The following is a 21,140-nucleotide window of genomic DNA, read 5'->3' as shown; positions in this document are numbered from 1 at the left end:
ATGAGGTGAAAGTCTCATGTACGGTGTAGAGTGGGGGAAAATTCGGAGATAATATCAAAGAATTACCTATCACTATTCGGATATGCCTGTGCAGTGGCTGCAGTTTTCTTCGTCATTGTGGTCATATTGTCACTGGGCATGAAGAAACTGATCAAAGCGGATTAGAAAGGAGCGGAAAACTATGACACAGAAACAGAGAACCCGTCTGGGAAACGCAGTATTTTACATAGGGAATACGCTGGTTGCGCTGATCTTCGTATCCCCTCTCATCTGGATGATATCCTCATCCCTGAAGCCGGAAGCAGGTATTTTTAAGGGACTGAATTCTCTGCGTACGTTTATACCCACGGGAGCATCCCTGAGCAATTATCTGGAGGTGTTCCAGAGGATTGACATGTGGAAATTTATCTGCAACAGTTTGTTTTATGTCTTTGTCATTGTGGTGCTGGATCTGTTTATCAACTCCATCTGCGGTTACGCGCTGGCAAAGTTTGAGTTTAAAGGGAAGAATCTTCTTCTGACGCTGGTGATCAGCCTTATGGTATTTCCTCCGGAGGCCATTATGCTTCCTATGTACAGGGAGATGGCTGACTTGGGATGGATCAACCAGTGGGCAGCGCTTGTGGTTCCCTTTGTGGCAAAATGTTTCAGCATCTATATGTTCCGCCAGTTTTTCCTAGATGTGCCGAATGACCTTTTAGAGGCAGCAGCCATTGACGGATGCGGCCCGGTGAAAACCTTTTTCCGGATCGTCATGCCTATTTCCGGAACCGTGTATGCCACTGTGCTGATCCTTGATTTTGTAGCGCACTGGAACGACTTTATGTGGCCTCTGCTCGTGGTGACAGGTGAGGAAAAGAGAACCATCCAATTGGCGATTCAGACATTCTTTGGCTCCAAACCGATCAACTACGGACCAATCATGGCTTCGCTGACAATCTCGGCGATCCCCATGCTGATCATGTTCATTGTACTGCAGAAATACTATGTGGAGGGGATCGCTTCCACGGGTATTAAAGGATAAGAAAATATTTGCTGTTTCTCCGCCTGTCGTATATAATATGGGAAGAAATATATCAGGCATGGGAGGAGGCAGATATGGAATTTAACGAAAAGCTGCAGCAGCTCAGGAAACAGAATAATATGACACAGGAACAGCTTGCGAAGAAACTTTATGTGTCCAGAGCGGCTGTTTCCAAGTGGGAGAGCGGAAAGGGGTACCCGAATATTGAATCCCTGAAAGCCATATCAAAATTATTTTCTGTATCCATAGATGACTTGCTGTCCGGCAATGAGTTATTGACCCTGGCGGAAACGGAAAACAGGACAAATATCAATACCATATACGGTTTGATGTTTGGAATATTGGATCTTGCTGTATTGATTTTTTTCATTCTTCCGCTTTTCGGTGAGCGTGAAGTGGATTATATCCATATGGTGACACTGCTTTCCAATACGACGATTCCCAGCGTTATCAAAACAGTTTATTATATTGTGCTCATATCTATGGCGGCCTTTGGTGCTTTTGAGATATGGATACAGCGTTTTAAGGATGAGAGGAAAATGCATATCTGCAGTACCTGTTCTATCTGGCTGCACGCGCTGACCATTTTGGTTTTTGCCGTGTCCCAGGAGCCTTATGTGACTGTACTCTTATTTATGCTGTTCATGGTTAAAGTGGTTTTGCTGATAAAGAAAAGCAGTATGAAATAGCCTGTAATACAGGGAAAAAGCCCGTGATACGAAAAGTATCATGGGCTTTTTTGCGTTGTGACGACAGGTTTCTTGCTCTTTTGGGCATGAGAGGACAATAATACAGGTGCAGTCTGCAGAAAACTAGATTATAGAGAAAAGAGGAAAAACGATGAGTACAAAAAATAAGAAGAAATTTATTTTAACAGTAGTTTTATTTATGTTGTTCGCAGCCTTCACTGTTCTTACTGCAAAAGTAGATGTAAAACCCATTGGGCCGAAAGAATCGGAAGTGGGTCTGGCATCGCTCAATCAGTTCGTATTTCAATTGTCCGGAGTAAATCTTTTTTGGTATCATTTGACGGACTGGCTGGGTGTCATTGCCGTACTGACTGCTGTCGGATTTGCTGTTTTGGGAATGTATCAGCTTGTCAAAAGAAGGAGTTTATTTCAAGTTGACTATCGCATTTTGTTGCTTGGTGTTTATTATATTCTGGTTTCGGCGGTCTATATTTTATTTGAAAATTTTGTGATCAATTGGAGACCGGTTATTCTTCATAAAAGTCTGGAGGCATCCTATCCCTCATCCCATACAATGATCGTGATCTGCATTATGGGTACAGCCATGATGCTGTTTCACCATCTGCTTGCAGGAAAAAAGATATGGTTACAGATCGCGGACGGCATTTCCCTCCTTTTAATGGGGGTGACTGTGGCCGGAAGGCTGATATCCGGGGTTCACTGGTTTACAGACATTCTGGGCGGTTTGATACTTTCAGGTGCAATGCTTATGCTGTACAGTTCCATGGTGTCCTTTGCAGATGAGAAAAGAAAACGGCGCACACAAAAGGGGTAAACTTAAAAATAATGGAATAATTTGGTATAGTATGTTGTAAAATATAGACAATTCCTGTCAAACACAGTATAATAAGATTATATTTTATTCCATGCAAAGAAATAACCTGCCGGATACGGCACGGCATTTACATAAAAGTGCCGCACCGGTTCCGACAGAGAACAAGGGGAATCGAGGGGAGATACACATGGATGAACTGGAAGAGGCACGCAGAAAAGAGAGAGAAAAAGACAGGAAACGGGAAGCGCTCAGGCTGAAACGTGAAGAGGAACTGAAGAAAAAGTTTATACGCACAGGGATAATCGCCGCGGCTGTGCTCCTGTGTGTGATCTTGGGAGTGGTATCTGCAGTCCGGTTTTCAAAGGCAAAAGCCGCCGCAGCCGCTGCGGAGAAAAAGAAGCAGCAGGAAGCAGCACTTGAAAAAGAACAGCAAGAAAATATCATAGATTTTCTGGCAGTGGGAGACAATATCGCCCATCTGGGCATGAGGGAATCCGGCATGAGAGAGTCAGGAGACTGGAACTATGATGCCATTTACCAGCCTGTGAAGGAAGAGGTGGAGGCGGCAGATCTGGCGCTGGTCACACAGGAGACGGTATTTGTGGAAAAACGTGAGGATATATCCGGCTATCCGGCTTTCGGAACACCGCCGGAATTCGGTGACGCACTGGTGAATACAGGATTTGACGTGGTGGCCCATGCCACCAATCACATTCTGGACAAGGGGACGGATTCCGTTGCCTATACGATGAGATGGTGGAAGGAAAAGCATCCGGACACCCAAATATTGGGCATCCATGAGAGTCAGGAGGACGCGGATACCGTCACGGTGGTGCAGTGTAAAGCCTTAAAACTGGCTATGCTTGACTACACCTACGGGCTGAACGATATCCCTCTTGCTGAGGATAAATCCTATATGATCGATGTCTTTGATGAAGGACAGGCCAGAGGGGATATCAAAAAGGCAAAGGAATTGGCAGATGTGGTCATTGTGGTCATGCATGTGGGGGAGGAATATGTGCAGGACGTGGATGAGCAGACAAGGCAGTGGGTGAATTTGTTTCTGGAGGAGGGAGTGGACATTGTCATCGGTTCCCATCCCCATGTGATCCGTACCATGGAGACATTGACCGGTGAGGATGGACATAAAATGCTCGTCTATTATTCCCTGGGGAATTTTACCTCCACACAGAACGACCTGCCAAGCCTTCTGGGAGCCATGGCAAAGATCAGGATCAAAAAGGATGTAAAAACAGGAGCCATACAGATTCCGGAACATGAATTTATTCCGCTGCTCATGCACTATAATCATGACAGCCGTACCTATGGTATTTACAAGCTGGATGACTATACACAGGAGTTGGCCGACCAGCATACAGCCAATGAGAGAAATCCGGGTGAGTTTTCCATTTCGTATTATAAGGACCTCTTTGCGCAGATCAAGGCAAAGGGGAATGATGACGGAATTTGATGTATTGTGCAAAAAGTACAAAAAAACAAGAACATAATGTAAATTAATATGCAAAAAATCCAGAAGGGCCTTGCTACTTCCGGATTTTTTTGCTATAATAGTCGTCAGTGGTAATGAAACACAAGGAGGACGAGGCAAAATGGCAAAAAAAAGAAATATCATTGTAGGACAGTCAGGTGGACCCACATCCGTTATCAACTCCAGTCTTGCAGGCGTATATAAAAACGCGATCGAGAGAGGCTTCGACAAGGTATACGGCATGCTTCACGGAATTCAGGGACTTTTGGACGAACAGTACGTAGACCTTTCCACACAGATTCATTCCGAGCTGGATATCGAGCTGCTGAAGAGAACACCGTCCGCATTCTTAGGTTCCTGCCGGTTTAAAATGCCGGAGATTCACGAAGATAAGACAATCTATGAAAAAATATTTGGGATTCTGAATAAGCTGGATATTTATGCGTTTATTTATATCGGCGGAAATGATTCCATGGATACGATCAAGAAATTATCCGATTATGCAATTTTGACAGGACAGACCCAGAAGTTTCTGGGAGTGCCCAAGACTATTGACAATGATTTGGCTCTGACGGACCATACACCCGGTTTCGGAAGTGCTGCCAAATATATCGGAGCATCCACAAAAGAGGTGATCCGCGATGCACAAGGTCTGACATATAAGAAAAACATGATTACCATTATGGAGATCATGGGACGTAATGCCGGATGGCTGACCGGTGCCACAGCTCTTGCAAAGACAGAGGATTGTGACGGTCCGGATCTGATCTATCTTCCGGAGGTTGCCTTTGATATTGAGCGGTTCTTACATAAAGTCAAAGAATTACTGAAGAAGAAATCTTCTATCGTCATCGCAGTCTCAGAGGGCATCAAACTGGCTGACGGCCGTTATGTATGTGAGCTTGGCAGCGTGGGAGATTATGTGGATGCATTCGGCCACAAGCAGCTTCAGGGAACCGCTACCTACCTGGCTAATTTCCTGGCAGCGGAGTGCGGCTGTAAGACAAGGGCCGTTGAACTCTCCACACTCCAGAGAAGTGCTTCCCATATGGCATCCCGTGTGGATATTGACGAGGCATTTATGGTAGGCGGTGCTGCCGTGAAAGCCGCAGATGAGGGTGACACAGGCAAGATGGTAGTGATCGACCGTGTGTCCGACGACCCGTACATGAGCGCCACTGGTATCTACGATGTACACAGGATCGCCAACGAAGAGAAACTGGTTCCGAGGGCATGGATGAACAAGGACGCCACTTATGTGACAAAAGATTTTGTGGACTATGTAAAACCGTTGATCCAGGGAGATTACCAGCCGATCATGGTAAACGGTCTGCCAAGACATCTTGTGCTGAAGATGAAACGGAAATAGAACGGTTATTGATTTTGGGGAAAAGAGAAGGTATATGCATATAGAAACCGGATGCGCCGGTGCTTGGGGAAGCATTGGCGCATCCGGTGTTTTATTCTGTTTTATTCTGTTCTGTACAGGGAAGAGCAGGTTTCTTTCCATAAGGGAGGGCAATATCGATCAGTGTTCCCTGTCCGGGAAAGCTGTCAATAGTAAGTCCGTATTCCTTTCCGTAATAGCTCTGAATCCGCTGCTGTACATTTCTGATGCCTATGGAGTGATTGGAGGAAGTGTCAGCAGGGAAGTCTATCTCTTTGTCAAGAGAATCCACTAACTCTTCCAATTCATTTTTTTCCATTCCCTGTCCATTGTCGGCGATGAGAAAGTGCAGGGTATTTCCTTCCAGGTTAGCGCTTATGCTGATGTAACAGTTTTCTTCCCTTTCGGAAAAACCGTGTCCAATAGCATTTTCAACAAAGGGCTGCAGAATAAACGCGGGAATTTCAAGTCCCAGAAATTCGTCGGGAATATCATAATCAAATGAAAATTTTCCGGGAAAACGTATATTTTGTATGGTCATATAGCGCCGGATCTGTAAGAGTTCCTCTTTTAAAAGAACGATGGGAACCTTTTTCAGATTGTAGCGCAGCAGTTCGGACATACACATGGCAATGGTTTTGATCTCCGGGACATTGTGAATATCAGCCAGGGATTTGATCACATTCAGGGTATTATACAGAAAATGATGATTGATCTGTGCCTGCAGAACCTGGATGTGCATCTGCTGTTCATTCAGACGGCTTTGGTAGTTCTGCTGCAGACTCTGGGTCAGGCGGCTGTTCAGGCGGTTAAAGCTATGTACAACCTTCTGCAGTTCCTGGTTGGATATTCGACCCTCCACGGTTATGTCGCTGTAATTGGAGGTATCCCTGGAATCGATTTTTTCGCAGAGCTGCCGGATGGAGCGGGTCAGACCTCTGGACAGTAGCGCGGCAAGTATCAGTCCCAGGAAGATTGCCAGGAGAAAAATACCGGCATAGTGGTACAGGTTGTTTCTGTATGCCTGAGTGATCAGAGAATTGTTCATAAAATGCACAATATGCCATCCGGTGGTTTTGTTATAACATCCGTTTATCATGTAGGAATCAGACCCTACATTTAATTTTTCAGTCCGTACAGAGCTCTCTTTTGTTATTTTCTGGTTGAAGTTCTGTATGGCCTTTTTCAGTTCAGGGGAAGCATCCTTTTCTACAAAATCCTTATCAGAGGAGTAGGCAAGGCCGCCGTCCGCATTGTAAATAAGCATAACATTATTCTGGGTCTGGGCAGAGTTTGCAATGTTTTCAACTGCGGAAAAATTGATACCCACATAGCAGGTCCCGATTTCCTTGAAAGTATAGCTGTCGTACAGGACTTTTACCATGGGAAGGATACTTTTTTTTACGGTAGAGGACTGCTGTACAGGGGCAAAATACGTGTAGTAATCAGAATTCCGCGCAGTCCCTGCCCATTCGTCCATGTGGTCCAGAATGGCGTACTGATCCTTCACATTTGGAATATTGTAATCAAAGGTATAGCCGTAACGGTTCTTGAACATACAGGTAGTGACATTGGAATTCAGCCTGTTGGCCTGTATGAGCTGGGAGGAGAACAGATAGCTGTCCTGGGAATAGCTGAGCAGATCGTCCTCGTAATTGGTGATCATAGCTTTCCGGATATCTTTATTCAATATGTGCAGATCAGCAACCTTAGTGGCATCCTGAAGGAGGGTATCCAGGGTCAGGTCAGCCTGGGTGGTGATGGTGTCCATGGAGCGGCTGAAATCCTCCTGTACCTCATTGGAGGTTCTGTTCGCTGTGGCAATGCCCAGAATAATGGTAGGCAGAATAACGAGCAGAAGCGAAGAAAAGAATATCTGGGTTCTGTAAGAAAAATTTTGTAGTTTCATAAGGTCTCTCCTGTGATTGAATCTGTTGAAATTATAGAATGAAAAGCGGAGAAATACAAGAAGATAAGAAGAAATAGATAAAAATAGGGAGGGAAACTAAAAATAATTATATATTTTACCTAAGAATACTCCTATTTTACGGACACCCACTTGAGTATAATAAGTTCATATAATACAAAAGGGGGAAATGAAAAATGAACAAGGCACAGCGTGTAAAAGCAGTTATGAACCGGGAAGAGACAGATTATATACCGGCTGGTTTCTGGTTCCATTACAAACCGGATTTTACCGTGGAGGAAATGATCGGGGAACACTTAAAACTCTATCGGGAAACGGATATGGATGTGATAAAGATCATGCAGGATTATGCTTACCCGGTAACCGGTGAGATACACTGCGCCGATGACTGGTTTCACATCGGTATCAAGGGAACGGACAGTAAAGAACTGAAAAAAATGACAGAGGTTATCCGGGGCATCAGAGAGCAGGCAGGCGATGATGTGCTGCTTTTTCAGACAATGTTCGGGCCTTTCAAAGCGGCATCCATAGCCTTTGGGGATGATGTACTCATGAAGTACAGCAAGGAGGCACCGGAGGCAGTCAGAGCGGGCATTCAAAAACTGGCAGACGGGCTTGAAGCGTGGGCAGAAGCATATCTGGATGCGGGAGCTGACGGTATTTATTACTCCGCACAGTATGGTGAGGAAGGGAGATTTACGAAAGAAGAGTGGGAACAACTGGTACGGCCCTTTGATTTACAGATTTTACAAGCAGCGGATAGAAAAAAGGATAAGTATAATATTCTGCATATCTGCGGGGAGCCGGAATATGCGTTCAAAACACATGTGGACTGGTTTTATGACTATCCGGCAGACCTGGTAAACTGGTCCGTAAAAGACAATGGATACAGCCTTAAAAAGGGCAGAGAGAACTTCTCATGTGCTATTCTCGGCGGCCTGAACAACAAGGGAAATATTCTCAAAGGACCGAAAGAAGAGATACGAAAAGAAGTACAGGCAGTGCTTGAAGACTTCGGAACAAAGGGCATTATGATAGGTGCGGACTGTACCATACAGGGGGAAGGCATCCGTCTTGACTATATCAGGGAAGCCGTGGAAGCAGCACATACATACAGAAAAGGAGATGAGTGATTATGAAGAAGAAATTAGCGGTTTTATTGTGTACAGCAATGGCTGTTTCCAGCCTGGCAGGCTGCAGCAGCGGCGCGAAAGATCCAGGTAAGGACCAGGAGAAAACCAAAAAGGAAGACACTCAGGACAAGACTGAAGGAAAAGAGGATGGCAAAGATGTGCTGACACTTGAATTTTTCCAGCAGAAGTCAGAGGAAGCAGCCCAGGTAGGGTACCAGAATATCATAGACAAATTCAATGAACAGAACCCGGATATCAAGATTGAGATGAACACAGTACCCGATGCACCTACAGTATTAACCTCCCGTGTTGCATCCGGTGATATCCCTGTGATTTTCACAGACTTCCCTACACAGCTTCAGTTCCATCAGAAGGTGGCTAACGGATATGTACAGGATTTATCAGAACAGGGATTTTTGAAAAATGTGGAGCAGTCAGCCCTGGATATGACGAAGCAGGAGGATGGAAAATACTATGCGCTTCCCTTCAGCCGAAACTATATGGGGGTTTGGTACAATATGACGATCTTTAAGGAAAACAACTTGGAAATTCCGAAAACATGGGAAGAGTTCGTCAGTGTATGCAACACATTAAAGGAAAAGGGAGTAACACCACTGGGACTTCACGGAAAAGACCCGGGACGTGTAGGCCATACCTTCCAGTGCTGCACCGTTGCCTTTGATCCGGAGGGTGTGGAGACCATTGAGAAGACAGTTGCCGGGGAAGGTAAGATTGAAGGTGACGAGGGCTTTCAGAAGGTTGCGGAAAAGATGCTTACCCTGCTGGATTACAGCAATGAGGATGCCCTTGCCCTTTCGGATATGCAGTGCTATGAGAACTTTGCCAATGGACAGTATGCTATGTGCATCACAGGCTCTTATGCCCGCGGTACCATTATGATCGCCAATCCTGATTTGAAGCTGGGCGTCTTCCCTCTTCCAAATGACACGAGAGAGACTACAAATACTTTATCCGGTATTGACGCAGCAGTCTGTATTTCAGCCAAGGCATCCGAGGAGGAAAAGGCAGGTGCCTACAGATTTCTGGAGTTTTTGGCACAGCCGGAAAATGCACAGCTTTTCTGCGACGCTGAGGGTGCGCCTTCCTGTATCACAGGTGTGGTCCATAAGGATGAGGGAGTACAGCCAATGCTGGAACTGATTTCCGACGGACAGGTACATGACTGGATGGCATCCACCATTGACAATAATGTGGTGACAGACCTTTACAATGTGACCCAGGGCTTCTGGAGTGAGAAAAATGTGGACAATTATCTGAAGCAAATGGATGAATCCATTGCGATTACATCTGCGGAATAAGTAAGGCGGAATATGCAGAGGAAACGGCAGTGCCGGCATCGGCCTGCCGTTTTATTACTAAAATCATGAAAAACAGAAGGGGGTTGACAAAATGGATACAAAATGGAAGAAAAAGGGCTCCGGAAAATGGATATATTTTGGGTTTACACTGATTCCGGTGGCTCTTTACAGTTTCTTCTATGTATACTCCGTGATAAATGGCGTCCGCTACAGTTTTACAGACTGGGATGGGATGTCCACTACGTTTCATATTGTAGGGTTTAAGAATTATATATCCCTGTTTAAAAATCCAAATTTCTGGGGTTCCTTAAAAACTACGGTCTGCTACAGTATTCTTTTGGTGGCGGGAGTGGTAACGCTTTCTCTGGCGCTTTCTTTATCACTTAATTCACTGAAAAAATTTAGAACATTTACAAAATCTGTATTTTTTGTCCCTGCCATGATCGGGGGAATCACGATCGCCCTTATCTGGGACCAGCTTTTTTACAGAGTGGTTCCGCTGGTAGGGCAGGCACTTGGAATCGGATGGCTTTCACAGAGCCTTCTCATGACGGGAAAAACAGCTCTCCCCGCAGTGGTTTTTGTACATATCTGGCAGGCTGTGGCACTTCCGACGGTGATCTTTGTGGCGGGTCTGCAGCAGATTCCTGACGAGCAGTATGAGTCTGCAAAAATGGATGGGGCCACACCCTTTCAGCGGTTCCGGTTCGTGACATTTCCGTATCTGGTGCCCACACTGACTGTCAATCTGGTTTTGATGATCAAACAGGGATTTACCTCCTTTGACTTCCCATTTGCGTTGACAGGAGGAGGTCCGGTGCGGTCTACAGAGGTAATTGGCATCCTTATTTACAATGATGCCTTTAAGAACATGCGGTTTTCCATGGCAAACGCAGAGGCCTGTGTGCTCTTTTTGGTTGTGGCTGTCTTTTCCCTGACACAGTTAAAGCTTACCAGTAAAGGAGGCGTCCACGAATGAAATTAGAAAAAGAAGGTATGGGATGGATTATCCTGCGAAATCTATTGATCCTTATGGGGCTGTTCCTCATTTTGTTTCCTCTGTATCTGGTTGTCATCAACTCTTTTAAGACACTGGAGGAGGCAGGAAAAGATTTCTTTGCCCTGCCGTCAGGACTGAATCTGCACAATTTTAAGGAGCTGTTCCAAAACAATAATTACTGGGTATTCGCGAAGAATTCGCTGATCATTTCTGCGGTATCCGTGGGGCTTATCCTGGTTTTGGTACCCTCTGTATCCTATGCTATTGCCAGGAATTTTAACGGGAAATACTACAAAGGCGTGTACTATTATCTGCTTATGGGACTCTTCATTCCTTCTCAGGTCATCATGCTTCCGGTCACAAAACTCATGACAAATCTGAACATGCTGAACCGTCAGGGGCTGATCTTACTCTACGCCGCCTACAGTCTGACACAGGGAGTATTCCTGTTTGTGAACTACATCAGAGGGCTGCCTTTTGAGATTGAGGAGTCTGCTTATATGGATGGATGTAACGTTTTCCAGACTTATATCAGGATTGTAATTCCCCTGGTGAAACCTATGCTTGCCACACTTTTGATTATGGATCTTCTGTGGATTTGGAATGACTTTATGCTTCCGCTGCTTATTTTAAACCGTTCCAAGGATATCTGGACTCTTCCCTTATTCCAGTATAATTTTAAGACGGAATATTCTTTTAATTATACCATGGCATTTACGGCATACCTTATGTCTATGCTCCCTATGCTGATCGTCTACTGTATGGGACAAAAACACATTATAAAAGGTTTGACAGCCGGTTCTGTAAAAGGGTAAACTTTTTTTAACGGCAGCAGCCGGAGGAATGTTTTTAGCCGCCGGAAAGAGGGGATACGCAGATGATGAAAATACTGATTGCAGAGGACGAGATTTATGCCAGAAAATCCATGAAAAAACAGATAATGGAGTTGGATTTCGGACGGGAATTTCAGATCCTGGAGGCTCAGAACGGGGAACAGGGGCTGGCGCTTTTCAGGCAGGAAGAGCCTGATCTGGTATTTACAGATATCCGTATGCCCAGGATGGACGGCCTGGAACTGCTCAGGGAGATAAAGAGAGAGGACCCGGAGGCGAAGGTGATCATGGTCAGCGCTTATGCTGATTTTGAGTACGCCAAATCAGCCATAAAGTTCGGAGCCGAGGGGTATCTTCTGAAGCCAATAGAGGATGCGGAGCTGGAAGAATTTCTGATGAAATTCAGACAGCAGAGCACAAGAAAAAAAGAACAGGCCATGTTCTTGGGAAAGGATATGGTGACCAGATTTATAGCCCAGAGTGTACAGGAAGAGGAAACCGGAAAAGATTTGCTGGCAGAGCGGATGTTCGGTAAAGTCTTCTGGAGATATCAGGTTCTGGTACTCTGGTTTTCAGGGAGAAGGTATCCTGAGCGGGAGGAATTTATGCTCTGGCTCCACAATATATACGGGCAGGAGGTCTGGACTGCCTTTCGTCTGATAGAGCTCGAGAAGGGCATATGGATGATCGTTATGGGGGCAGACGGACAGAGCCGCTTTAGGCAGAAGCGTATTATACAGAAACTTCTGGAAGAGAAGTATGACTGTTACCTGGGAATCAGCGCAGAAAATCAGGCGCCGGGGGAATTGAAAAATGCCCTTGCACAGGCGACTGCAGCGTTGGAAAACAGGATTTACAGTGATGAACATCTGTTGGAGTACAGTGTGATCACTGATATAAAGGCAGTAAAATATGAAATGACAGAGGAACAGAAGAATTTCCTGCAGATTTCTCTGGAGAGAAAGAGCAGGGACAGGATACAATCCGCGTTAGATGAGATTTTCCGTGATATGGAGGAAAGAGGGAGGATTCATGTGGACAGTCTGGAAATCTTCCTGGCTCAGGCTGCTGTGCTGATTCATCAGGCGGCAGGCAGACCCATACCAAGGCTGCGTCTCATGGATTTTTCCAGTATGGGAGATATGAAGCAGAGACTCCTGGAGACCGCGGAGGAATACTGTGCCTGTAATGGGGAGGGCCAGTCTTCCAAGGGGGAAGATATCATCCTTGGAATGAAAGCGTATGCGCAGAAGAATTATTATATGGATATCTCGGTCAAAATGCTGGCGGAAAAGGTGTTTTTTATGAATGCAGCTTATTTGAGCCATCTCTTCGCAGAGAAGACAGGCATCAGTTATTCTGCATATATCCGCCGGATTAGAGTGGAAAAAGCAAGAGAATTTCTGGAGAAGGATACTTACTCTATCACAGATATCGGATCTATGGTGGGGTATAATGATACTTCCCGGTTTATACAGATATTTAAGCAGGAGACAGGGATGACTCCGAAGAAATACAGGGGTCAGAACCAGGACAGAAATTGATGGAGGACAGAAGATGGAGGAGAGCAGAAGGGCGTTTTACCAGAGTCTGCTGCACCGGGAGATAGCGCCGGCACTGGGATGTACCGAACCTGCAGCGGCTGCGCTGACTGCGGCCTGTGCCGCAGCATGCCTGGGAGAGACACCGGAGGAAATCTCGGTAAAGACAAGCCAGTATATACTCAAGAATGCCATGAATGTGGGAATTCCGGGTATAGGTATGACGGGACTTGATATTGCTGTGGCATTGGGCGCATTGTCGGCCTGCCCCGAAAAAGAACTTATGATCTTAAGCGGTATCGGCCCGGAGGAAAAAAGGCAGGCAAAAGCCCTGGCAGAACAGGGAAAAGTCAGGATAGAACTGGCTTCTACAGAGGAGAAAGTTTACATAGAAGTAACCGTTCGGGCGGGCAGCCATATGGCAAAGGCTATTACAGCAGAGACACATAAGAACATAGTTTATGTGGAAAAAGACGGCAGGGTCTGTTATCAGAAAGAGAGAAAATTAGGAAAGGCAGAAGAAACAGCAGAGGAGCCATATACGGTTACTCTGGAAGAAATTCTGGAATTTTCTGAACATGCAGTTTTTAAAGAGCTGGAATTTTTAAGAGAAGTCATGCAGATCAACCGGGAGATAGCCCTGGAAGGCATCAGCCATAAGTATGGACTTCAGGTGGGAAAAAATCTCATGGACGGCACAGAAAACGGACTTGTGGGACAGGACTCTGCCAATTATGCAGCAGCTATGACAGCGGCTGCCGCGGATGCCAGAATGGCCGGTTGTGAAAAACCTGTGATGAGCGCAGCCGGCAGCGGCAACCAGGGGCTTACGGCTACGATTCCAATTGCTGCGATTGGCGAGAAGCTGGGAATAGAGGAGGAGAAAATCCTGCGCGCGCTGGCCCTGAGTATCCTGCTCACAGTACATACCAAGCATTATCTGGGAAGGCTCTCCGTGCTGTGCGGATGTTCCATTTCCTCAGCCATGGGTGTGGCCTGCGGCATTGTCTTTATGCTGGGCGGGACTTATGCACAGATGACCTGGGCAATCAACAGTATGGTGGCAGATATTTCCGGTGTTGTCTGTGACGGGGCAAAGCCGGGCTGTGCACTTAAAATAGCTACGGCAGTCCAGTCCGCCGTGCGGGCAGCCAACATGGCACTGAATGGGAGCGGAGCGGACAGCCATGACGGAATCGTCCATGTCAATGCAGAAAAGACGTTGGAAAATCTGGGGATTCTGGGCAATTCAGGCATGAAGGATGCGAACCGGATCATACTTGATCTGATGCTGGAAAAGCAGAAGACATAAGGAGGATACTGTGAGAAATATGGCAACAGACAGGGAGCTGGAAGTGTGGCTTTCAGAAAAAGAAAATGCCATGGTGGAGGATATTGCCGCCCTGGTGGAAATACCCAGCATCTCCGGGGAGTCAGAGGGCAGCGCACCTTACGGAAGGGCCTGTCGGGAGGTACTTTTAAAGATATTGGAAATAGGAAGCAGATGGGGCTTTTCCTGCCGCTCTTTTGAAGATAAATGTGCGGTGATCCAATATGGAACAGGTACAAAAACGATCGGGATCTGGGGCCATCTGGACGTGGTCCCGGAGGGGACGGGATGGCTGTATCCGCCCTTTTCCTGCAGCAGGGAAGGGGATATTCTCATAGGCAGAGGTGTGCAGGATAATAAGGGACCGGTGGTGGCCTGTATGTACGCAATGGGGTATCTGAAGGAAAAGGGAATGGTTCCCAGAGTGACATTTCTGCAGATATTGGGATGCAGGGAGGAGGTAGATATGGAGGATGTTGTTTCATATTTAAATGAGAATCCAGCCCCGGACATGTCCTTTGTGACAGACTGTGCCTTTCCTGTGTGTTATGGGGAAAAGGGAATCTGCAGGGTGGAATTTGCCTCAGAAAAACTGGAAGGAAACATGATTCTCTCAGGCGGAAACGCCGTAAACAGCATCCCGGCATATGCAAAGGCTGAGCTTCGGCTTTTAGGAGGAAGAAAAAAAGAAATTTGGGCTGAGGGGATTTCCGGTCACGCAGCATTTCCTCAGGGGGCCCAAAATGCCCTGGGGATTCTGGCAGAGAAGATATACAGTGAGGATAAGAACTTATCTGTACTCTCAGAAAAGGAAAGAGCAGTTCTGGAATTTCTGGATAAAGCCTGTGCGGACGGTTTTGGAAGAGAACTTAACATAGACTGTGCAGATGAATTTTCCGGTGCGCTTACCGCATCCGGTACGGTTGTAAGAATGGAGGAAGAAAGGGCAGTCCTTGATATGGACATTCGCTATCCCATCACTGCAAAAGCAGAGAAGATTCTTGAACAACTGGGAAGAACTGCAGGAGAATACGGGTTTTCCATCCGCAGTTTTAAGGATGATCCGCCTTCTTATGTGGACAAGAATACGCCGTTTGTCACCTGTCTGACCAATGCCTACGAGGAAATCGTAAAGGATGGAAAAAAGCCGTACGTCATGGGCGGGGGGACATATGCCAGAAAGATTCCGAATGCAGTGGGATTTGGCCCGGGGCTTCAGTCTGACTGGGAAAAAGCAGGACTGCCAAAAGGCCATGGAAGCTGTCACAGTGCGGATGAGGCCCAGTCACTCAGCAGTCTGAAAACGGCAGTGCGGATTTATGTGAAAGCTTTACAAAATTTAAATGAACTGTAAAGGAAAGAACACGCAGACAGAATAGTTACAAGAAAACAAAAATATCCGGTGAGGATAAAAGCAGAGAAAGGGGAAGAAAAATGAAAAAAATAGAGATTGGAAAAGGAAAAATAAGCGCGTCGGAAATAGGGCTGGGCTGTATGAGGATCACCGGCCTGCCTTCTGTAAAGGAAGTCAGAGGCCTTATTGATACCGCTGTGGACTGCGGAATCAATTTTTTTGATCATGCAGACATATATGCAGGGGGAGAGGCGGAACGAATTTTTGGTCAGGCTGTAGACGCGGGGCTGAGAGAGAAGATTTTCATTCAGACCAAATGTGCTATCCGCCCGGGTATCTGTTATGATTTTTCCAAAAAACATATTTTGGAATCCGTTGACAAAAGCCTTGCCCGCCTTAACACGGATTATATTGATATCCTGCTGCTGCACCGCCCCGATACGCTCATGGAGCCGGAAGAGGTGGCAGAGGCATTTGACATTTTGGAAAGAGCGGGAAAAGTGCGCTATTTTGGGGTCAGCAACCAGAATGCCATGCAGATTGAACTTCTGAATCATTACTGCGGCAAAAAGATTTTAATAGATCAGCTCCAGTTCAGCATTGCCCATTGTGACATTATTGATTCCGGGATCAATGTTAATGTGCACAATGATGCCGGTGCCAACAGGGACGGCAGTGTGCTGGAATACTGCCGTCTGAAGGATATCACCATTCAGGCGTGGTCACCCTTCCAGTACGGAATGTTTGAGGGTGTCTTTTTAAACAGTGATAAATATCCGGAACTGAACCGTCTGATCGGCGAACTTGCCGAGAAGTATCAGGTGACCGGCAATGCCATTGCAGTTGCCTGGATCCTTCGTCATCCCGCCGGGATACAGACCATTGTGGGCAGTACCAGCAGGGAGCGTATACAGGGAATCTGCCGGGCATCCGATGTGCGTCTCACCAGAGAAGAGTGGTATGCTTTGTATATGGCTGCCGGAAAACAGCTTCCGTAAGCACAGACAGTCCGAAATGACGAATTTCGGACCGCTTTTCCCATAAAAACATGGGAAACCCCCAATTTTCATGATTTTTACCATTCTTACTTGACTAATATTCCCAAAATGATTAAAATAGGTTGTGTGCGGGCTTTGCCCGCCGGCGTGATACGGCAGAGGGGGATACGCTTCTCTGTACAAGTCATACAACTACTTTTAGGAGGAATGTTCAAAATGGCAAAATGGGTTTACTTATTTAGTGAAGGAAACGCCAACATGAGAAACCTGCTCGGTGGTAAAGGTGCCAACCTGGCAGAAATGACCAACTTAGGTATGCCGATTCCGCAGGGCTTCACTGTAACAACTGAAGCTTGTACAAACTATTACGACAATGGCAAAAAAATCTCTGAAGAAATCCAGGGTCAGATTTTTGAGGCTCTGACAGAACTGGAAAAAATTCAGGGAAAGAAATTTGGAGATAATGAAGATCCGTTACTGGTATCTGTACGTTCTGGTGCGAGAGCATCTATGCCTGGTATGATGGATACCATCCTGAACCTGGGTCTGAACGACATCGCAGTGGAAGGTTTTGCTAAAAAAACCGGAAACCCGAGATTCGCATATGATTCCTACAGACGTTTTATCCAGATGTACTCTGACGTAGTTATGGAAGTGCCGAAATCTTTCTTTGAAAAAATCATTGATGAAGTAAAAGAAGCAAAAGGCGTTCAGTACGATACAGAGTTAACTGTAGATGATTTAAAAGAGCTGGTGCAGAGATTCAAAGCTATCTACTCTGAGGAGATGAATGGTGAAGAATTCCCGCAGGATCCGAAGGAGCAGTTACTGGGAGCAGTAAAAGCTGTATTCCGTTCCTGGGACAACCCGCGTGCTATTGTATACCGCCGTATGAACGACATCCCGGGAGACTGGGGAACAGCCGTTAACGTACAGGCAATGGTATTCGGTAACATGGGCGAGACATCCGGTACAGGTGTTGCGTTTACACGTAACCCATCCACAGGTGAAAAAGGTATCTATGGTGAATACCTGATCAACGCTCAGGGTGAAGACGTTGTTGCCGGTGTTCGTACACCGCAGCCAATCAGCAAACTGGCAGAAGACCTGCCGAAATGCTACAAACAGTTCATGGAACTGGCTATGAAACTGGAAAACCATTACCGCGATATGCAGGATATGGAATTCACAATTCAGGAAGGAAAACTGTACTTCCTGCAGACACGTAACGGTAAGAGAACTGCTCCGGCAGCTATCCAGATTGCCTGCGACCTGGTAGACGAAGGCATGATCACACCGGAAGAGGCAGTTTGCCGTATTGAAGCAAAATCCCTGGATCAGTTACTGCATCCTACCTTTAATGCAGATGCATTAAAAGCAGGCGAAGTGATCGGTTCCGCTCTGCCGGCATCTCCTGGTGCTGCAGCAGGTAAAGTTTACTTCACAGCTGACGAAGCAAAAGCTGCTCACGAAGCTGGCGAAAGAGTTATCCTGGTTCGTCTGGAGACATCTCCGGAAGATATCGAGGGTATGCACGCTGCTCAGGGTATCCTGACTGTACGTGGTGGTATGACTTCTCACGCAGCCGTAGTTGCACGTGGTATGGGAACATGCTGTGTATCCGGTTGTGGAGAGATCAAGATCAACGAAGAAGAGAAATGGTTTACATTAGGCGGATATACATTCAAAGAAGGAGATTACATCTCCCTGGATGGAACATCCGGTAAAATCTATAAAGGTGATATCCAGACAGAGGAAGCTTCTGTAGGCGGAAACTTCGGCCGCATCATGAGATGGGCTGACCAGTTCCGTAAACTGCAGGTTCGTACCAATGCAGATACACCGGTTGATACAGAAAATGCTGTAAAACTGGGTGCAGAAGGTATCGGACTTTGCCGTACAGAGCATATGTTCTTTGAGCCGGATCGTATTCCGAAGATTCGTAAGATGATCCTGTCTGACAATGTAGAAGCAAGAGAAGCAGCCCTGAATGAGCTGATTCCTTTCCAGAAAGCAGACTTCAAGGCTATGTACAAAGCTCTGAGAGGACGCCCGATGACTGTTCGTTACTTAGATCCGCCGCTTCATGAGTTCGTTCCGACAGATCCGGAAGACATTAAAGCACTGGCTGACGATATGGGTCTGACAGCAGAAGAAGTACAGGCTAAGTGTGATGAACTGCACGAGTTCAACCCAATGATGGGTCATCGTGGATGCCGTCTGGCTGTTACCTATCCGGAAATTGCCAAGATGCAGACAAGAGCCGTGATCGAAGCTGCTATCGAAGTAAAAGAAGAGATGGGATATGATATCGTTCCGGAGATCATGATTCCATTAGTAGGCGAGAAGAAAGAGCTGAAATTCGTGAAAGATGTTGTTGTTGCAACAGCAGAGGAAGTTATGAAAGAGAAAGGCGAATACATCAACTACCATGTAGGAACCATGATCGAGATTCCTCGTGCAGCTCTGACAGCAGATGAGATTGCTGAGGAAGCAGAATTCTTCTCCTTCGGTACCAACGACTTAACTCAGATGACATTCGGTTTCTCCCGTGATGACGCTGGTAAGTTCTTAGGTTCCTACTACAGCAACAAGATTTACGAATCTGACCCATTTGCAAAACTGGATCAGACAGGTGTAGGCCAGTTAGTACAGATGGCTGCAGAAAAAGGACGTAAGACAAACCCGACTCTGAAAATGGGTATCTGCGGCGAGCACGGCGGAGATCCGTCTTCCGTAGAGTTCTGCCATAAAGTGGGTCTGAACTACGTTTCCTGCTCACCGTTCCGTGTGCCAATCGCAAGACTTGCAGCAGCACAGGCAGCGCTGAATAATAAATAATCTATTTTGCCAATAGAATAAATGTACGCGAAAGCGTATTGTGTCCAAGCAGAGGCTCCCCCGTATGAAAATGCGGGGGAGTTATTTCATGTCAGTAAGAGAACAGGAATCACGAAAGGCAGGACTATAAAATGCTGCAGCCATACTTTTTAGAGCATATGGTAAATCTGATCCATACTCCGTTTCATTTATTTAGTACAGATAAAGAAATTATACAGAAATTCGGTGCCAGGGACATAGAAACTTTGATTTTCGAGAAAAATCCGGAATTTGTGGAGAAAGTATTTTCCCAAAAAAGTGAACAGCATCCGGTTATTTTCACGGAGAGCAGCCTGGTCTATGCAATATTTGCCCAAGGGCTGTCAAAGGGAGCGGTAATCATAGCCGGTCCGGTAACGATCGGTCCTCTGAGCCAGGAAATTCTCATTCAAATCCGCAGATACTATAACCTGGGAAGGAAGAGCGGTTACATACCTCCTGTCTGTCCTCTGGACAAGTTCGTTTCCGGAGTTCTGCTTCTGCACTGGCATCTCACCGGTGAAGAGCTGTCGGCGGCCCGGCTGTGGAAAAGAAACCAGCAAAATTATACAGCCACCATGAATTTACAGAACCGCATCTCCCGGGATATTTTTGAACGGCAGGAAAGCGCGGGTCTGCATAACCCTTATGAGCAGGAACTGCGGGAACTGGACAGCATTGAAAAGGGTGATATCCAGGCTCTGACAAAGAGTATATCAGAGACTTATGAGGGAGAAATCGGAGTCCTTGCAAAAGATCCGCTCCGTTCCCATAAAAATGTGGCGGTTGGCAATATCACGCTGGCATCAAGAGCCGCCATCCGGGGAGGGATCAGCGTGGAAAAATCCTTTTCCCTGGCGGACAGCCTCATTCAGCAGGTGGAGGAGATTGATAATGTTCCTGAGGTGGAGGCATTTAAGCGCGAGGCGCAGTTTGTCTATGCTAGGCTTGTGGTTGAAGAGAACACACAGGGAGGAGAGAAGCAGAAGACAAAGACAAATCCTCTGATCGGACAGGTAAAGGATTACATATTCAGTCATCTGCATGATCCCATTCAGGTAGCCGACATTGCGGAACATATGGATATCAATGCAGACTATCTGTCCCATCTTTTCAGCTCTCAGGAAAAGATCACCATCACCAATTACATCCGCAGAGAGAAAGTGCGGAGGGGAGAAAATCTTTTAAAGTATTCGGATTACCGGATACAGGAAATTGCCTTTTATCTTGGATTCTGCTCCCAAAGCCATTTTGCCAGGGCATTTCAGCAGGTGGTGGGTATGAATCCCAATGAGTACAGAAGGAAATTCGGAAATAGGAAAAAATGGAAAATGAAATAAGATATGTGACTTTTGGCTAAGATATGTGATATATTTTAGCCGTTTTTTTATTTATAATTAGAAATGGTAGGCAGCATGACCG

General features: G+C 46.2%; 16 protein-coding genes. 15 read left to right on the top strand and 1 reads right to left on the bottom strand.

All coding sequences use genetic code 11. From position 1 onward, the window contains the following. Positions 1 to 181: 181 nt before the first annotated feature. The 5 genes from WMO65_RS22020 to WMO65_RS22000 all read left to right on the top strand — a co-directional run bounded on the left by WMO65_RS22020 (position 182) and on the right by WMO65_RS22000 (position 5,406). A complete protein-coding gene (locus tag WMO65_RS22020; protein ID WP_033139300.1) occupies positions 182 to 1,024 on the top strand; it encodes a carbohydrate ABC transporter permease in 843 nt (280 codons plus the stop codon). 74 nt (positions 1,025 to 1,098) lie between these two features. Continuing rightward, the gene (locus WMO65_RS22015; RefSeq protein WP_148393282.1) at positions 1,099 to 1,713 is read left to right on the top strand and encodes a helix-turn-helix domain-containing protein; all 615 of its coding nucleotides are present in this window, start codon (positions 1,099 to 1,101) and stop codon (positions 1,711 to 1,713) included. 151 nt (positions 1,714 to 1,864) lie between these two features. After that, positions 1,865 to 2,548, top strand: coding sequence for a phosphatase PAP2 family protein (locus tag WMO65_RS22010; RefSeq protein ID WP_148393281.1), 684 nt, complete (start codon positions 1,865 to 1,867; stop codon positions 2,546 to 2,548). 187 nt (positions 2,549 to 2,735) lie between these two features. Then, entirely contained in the window at positions 2,736 to 4,019 is a 1,284-nt protein-coding gene (locus WMO65_RS22005; protein WP_148393280.1) for a CapA family protein, read from the top strand. A 139-nt stretch (positions 4,020 to 4,158) separates the two neighbouring features. After that, positions 4,159 to 5,406, top strand: a complete 1,248-nt coding sequence (locus tag WMO65_RS22000; RefSeq protein ID WP_054353447.1) for a 6-phosphofructokinase — start codon at positions 4,159 to 4,161, stop codon at positions 5,404 to 5,406. A gap of 91 nt (positions 5,407 to 5,497) precedes the next feature. Here the strand turns inward: WMO65_RS22000 and WMO65_RS21995 are convergent, their stop codons facing one another. Continuing rightward, positions 5,498 to 7,333, bottom strand: coding sequence for a sensor histidine kinase (locus WMO65_RS21995; RefSeq protein ID WP_054353448.1), 1,836 nt, complete (start codon positions 7,331 to 7,333; stop codon positions 5,498 to 5,500). A gap of 194 nt (positions 7,334 to 7,527) precedes the next feature. On the opposite strand from WMO65_RS21995, the gene WMO65_RS21990 reads away from it, so the two are divergent. The 10 genes from WMO65_RS21990 (at position 7,528) to WMO65_RS21945 (ending at position 21,058) form a co-directional block, all read left to right on the top strand. Continuing rightward, the gene (locus WMO65_RS21990; RefSeq protein WP_054353449.1) at positions 7,528 to 8,484 is read left to right on the top strand and encodes a uroporphyrinogen decarboxylase family protein; all 957 of its coding nucleotides are present in this window, start codon (positions 7,528 to 7,530) and stop codon (positions 8,482 to 8,484) included. 2 nt (positions 8,485 to 8,486) lie between these two features. Next, the gene (locus WMO65_RS21985; protein ID WP_033139306.1) at positions 8,487 to 9,803 is read left to right on the top strand and encodes an ABC transporter substrate-binding protein; all 1,317 of its coding nucleotides are present in this window, start codon (positions 8,487 to 8,489) and stop codon (positions 9,801 to 9,803) included. Positions 9,804 to 9,894: 91 nt separating this feature from the next. Continuing rightward, positions 9,895 to 10,782: a carbohydrate ABC transporter permease gene (locus tag WMO65_RS21980; protein WP_033139307.1), complete on the top strand. Its 888-nt coding sequence runs from the start codon at positions 9,895 to 9,897 to the stop codon at positions 10,780 to 10,782. Beyond that, positions 10,779 to 11,618, top strand: coding sequence for a carbohydrate ABC transporter permease (locus WMO65_RS21975; RefSeq protein ID WP_033139308.1), 840 nt, complete (start codon positions 10,779 to 10,781; stop codon positions 11,616 to 11,618). The genes WMO65_RS21980 and WMO65_RS21975 overlap by 4 nt, the downstream gene beginning before the upstream one ends. Before the next feature lie 62 nt (positions 11,619 to 11,680). Beyond that, the gene (locus WMO65_RS21970) at positions 11,681 to 13,180 is read left to right on the top strand and encodes a response regulator transcription factor (protein WP_148393279.1); all 1,500 of its coding nucleotides are present in this window, start codon (positions 11,681 to 11,683) and stop codon (positions 13,178 to 13,180) included. 13 nt (positions 13,181 to 13,193) lie between these two features. Beyond that, positions 13,194 to 14,489, top strand: a complete 1,296-nt coding sequence (locus WMO65_RS21965; protein WP_148393278.1) for an L-cysteine desulfidase family protein — start codon at positions 13,194 to 13,196, stop codon at positions 14,487 to 14,489. Positions 14,490 to 14,508: 19 nt separating this feature from the next. Continuing rightward, the gene (locus WMO65_RS21960; protein ID WP_148393330.1) at positions 14,509 to 15,861 is read left to right on the top strand and encodes a Sapep family Mn(2+)-dependent dipeptidase; all 1,353 of its coding nucleotides are present in this window, start codon (positions 14,509 to 14,511) and stop codon (positions 15,859 to 15,861) included. 80 nt (positions 15,862 to 15,941) lie between these two features. Then, a complete protein-coding gene (locus WMO65_RS21955) occupies positions 15,942 to 16,859 on the top strand; it encodes an aldo/keto reductase (RefSeq protein ID WP_033139311.1) in 918 nt (305 codons plus the stop codon). Between the two features lie 216 nt (positions 16,860 to 17,075). Continuing rightward, positions 17,076 to 19,700, top strand: a complete 2,625-nt coding sequence (ppdK, locus tag WMO65_RS21950) for a pyruvate, phosphate dikinase (protein ID WP_033139312.1) — start codon at positions 17,076 to 17,078, stop codon at positions 19,698 to 19,700. A gap of 131 nt (positions 19,701 to 19,831) precedes the next feature. Further along, positions 19,832 to 21,058, top strand: a complete 1,227-nt coding sequence (locus WMO65_RS21945) for a helix-turn-helix domain-containing protein (protein ID WP_148393277.1) — start codon at positions 19,832 to 19,834, stop codon at positions 21,056 to 21,058. The last annotated feature ends 82 nt before the right edge of the window (positions 21,059 to 21,140 follow it).

The sequence above is a fragment of the Blautia caccae genome (genome assembly GCF_040095955.1).
Taxonomy (GTDB): Bacteria; Bacillota; Clostridia; order Lachnospirales; family Lachnospiraceae; genus Blautia; species Blautia celeris.
This window is presented reverse-complemented; position numbering and strand designations above follow the sequence as displayed.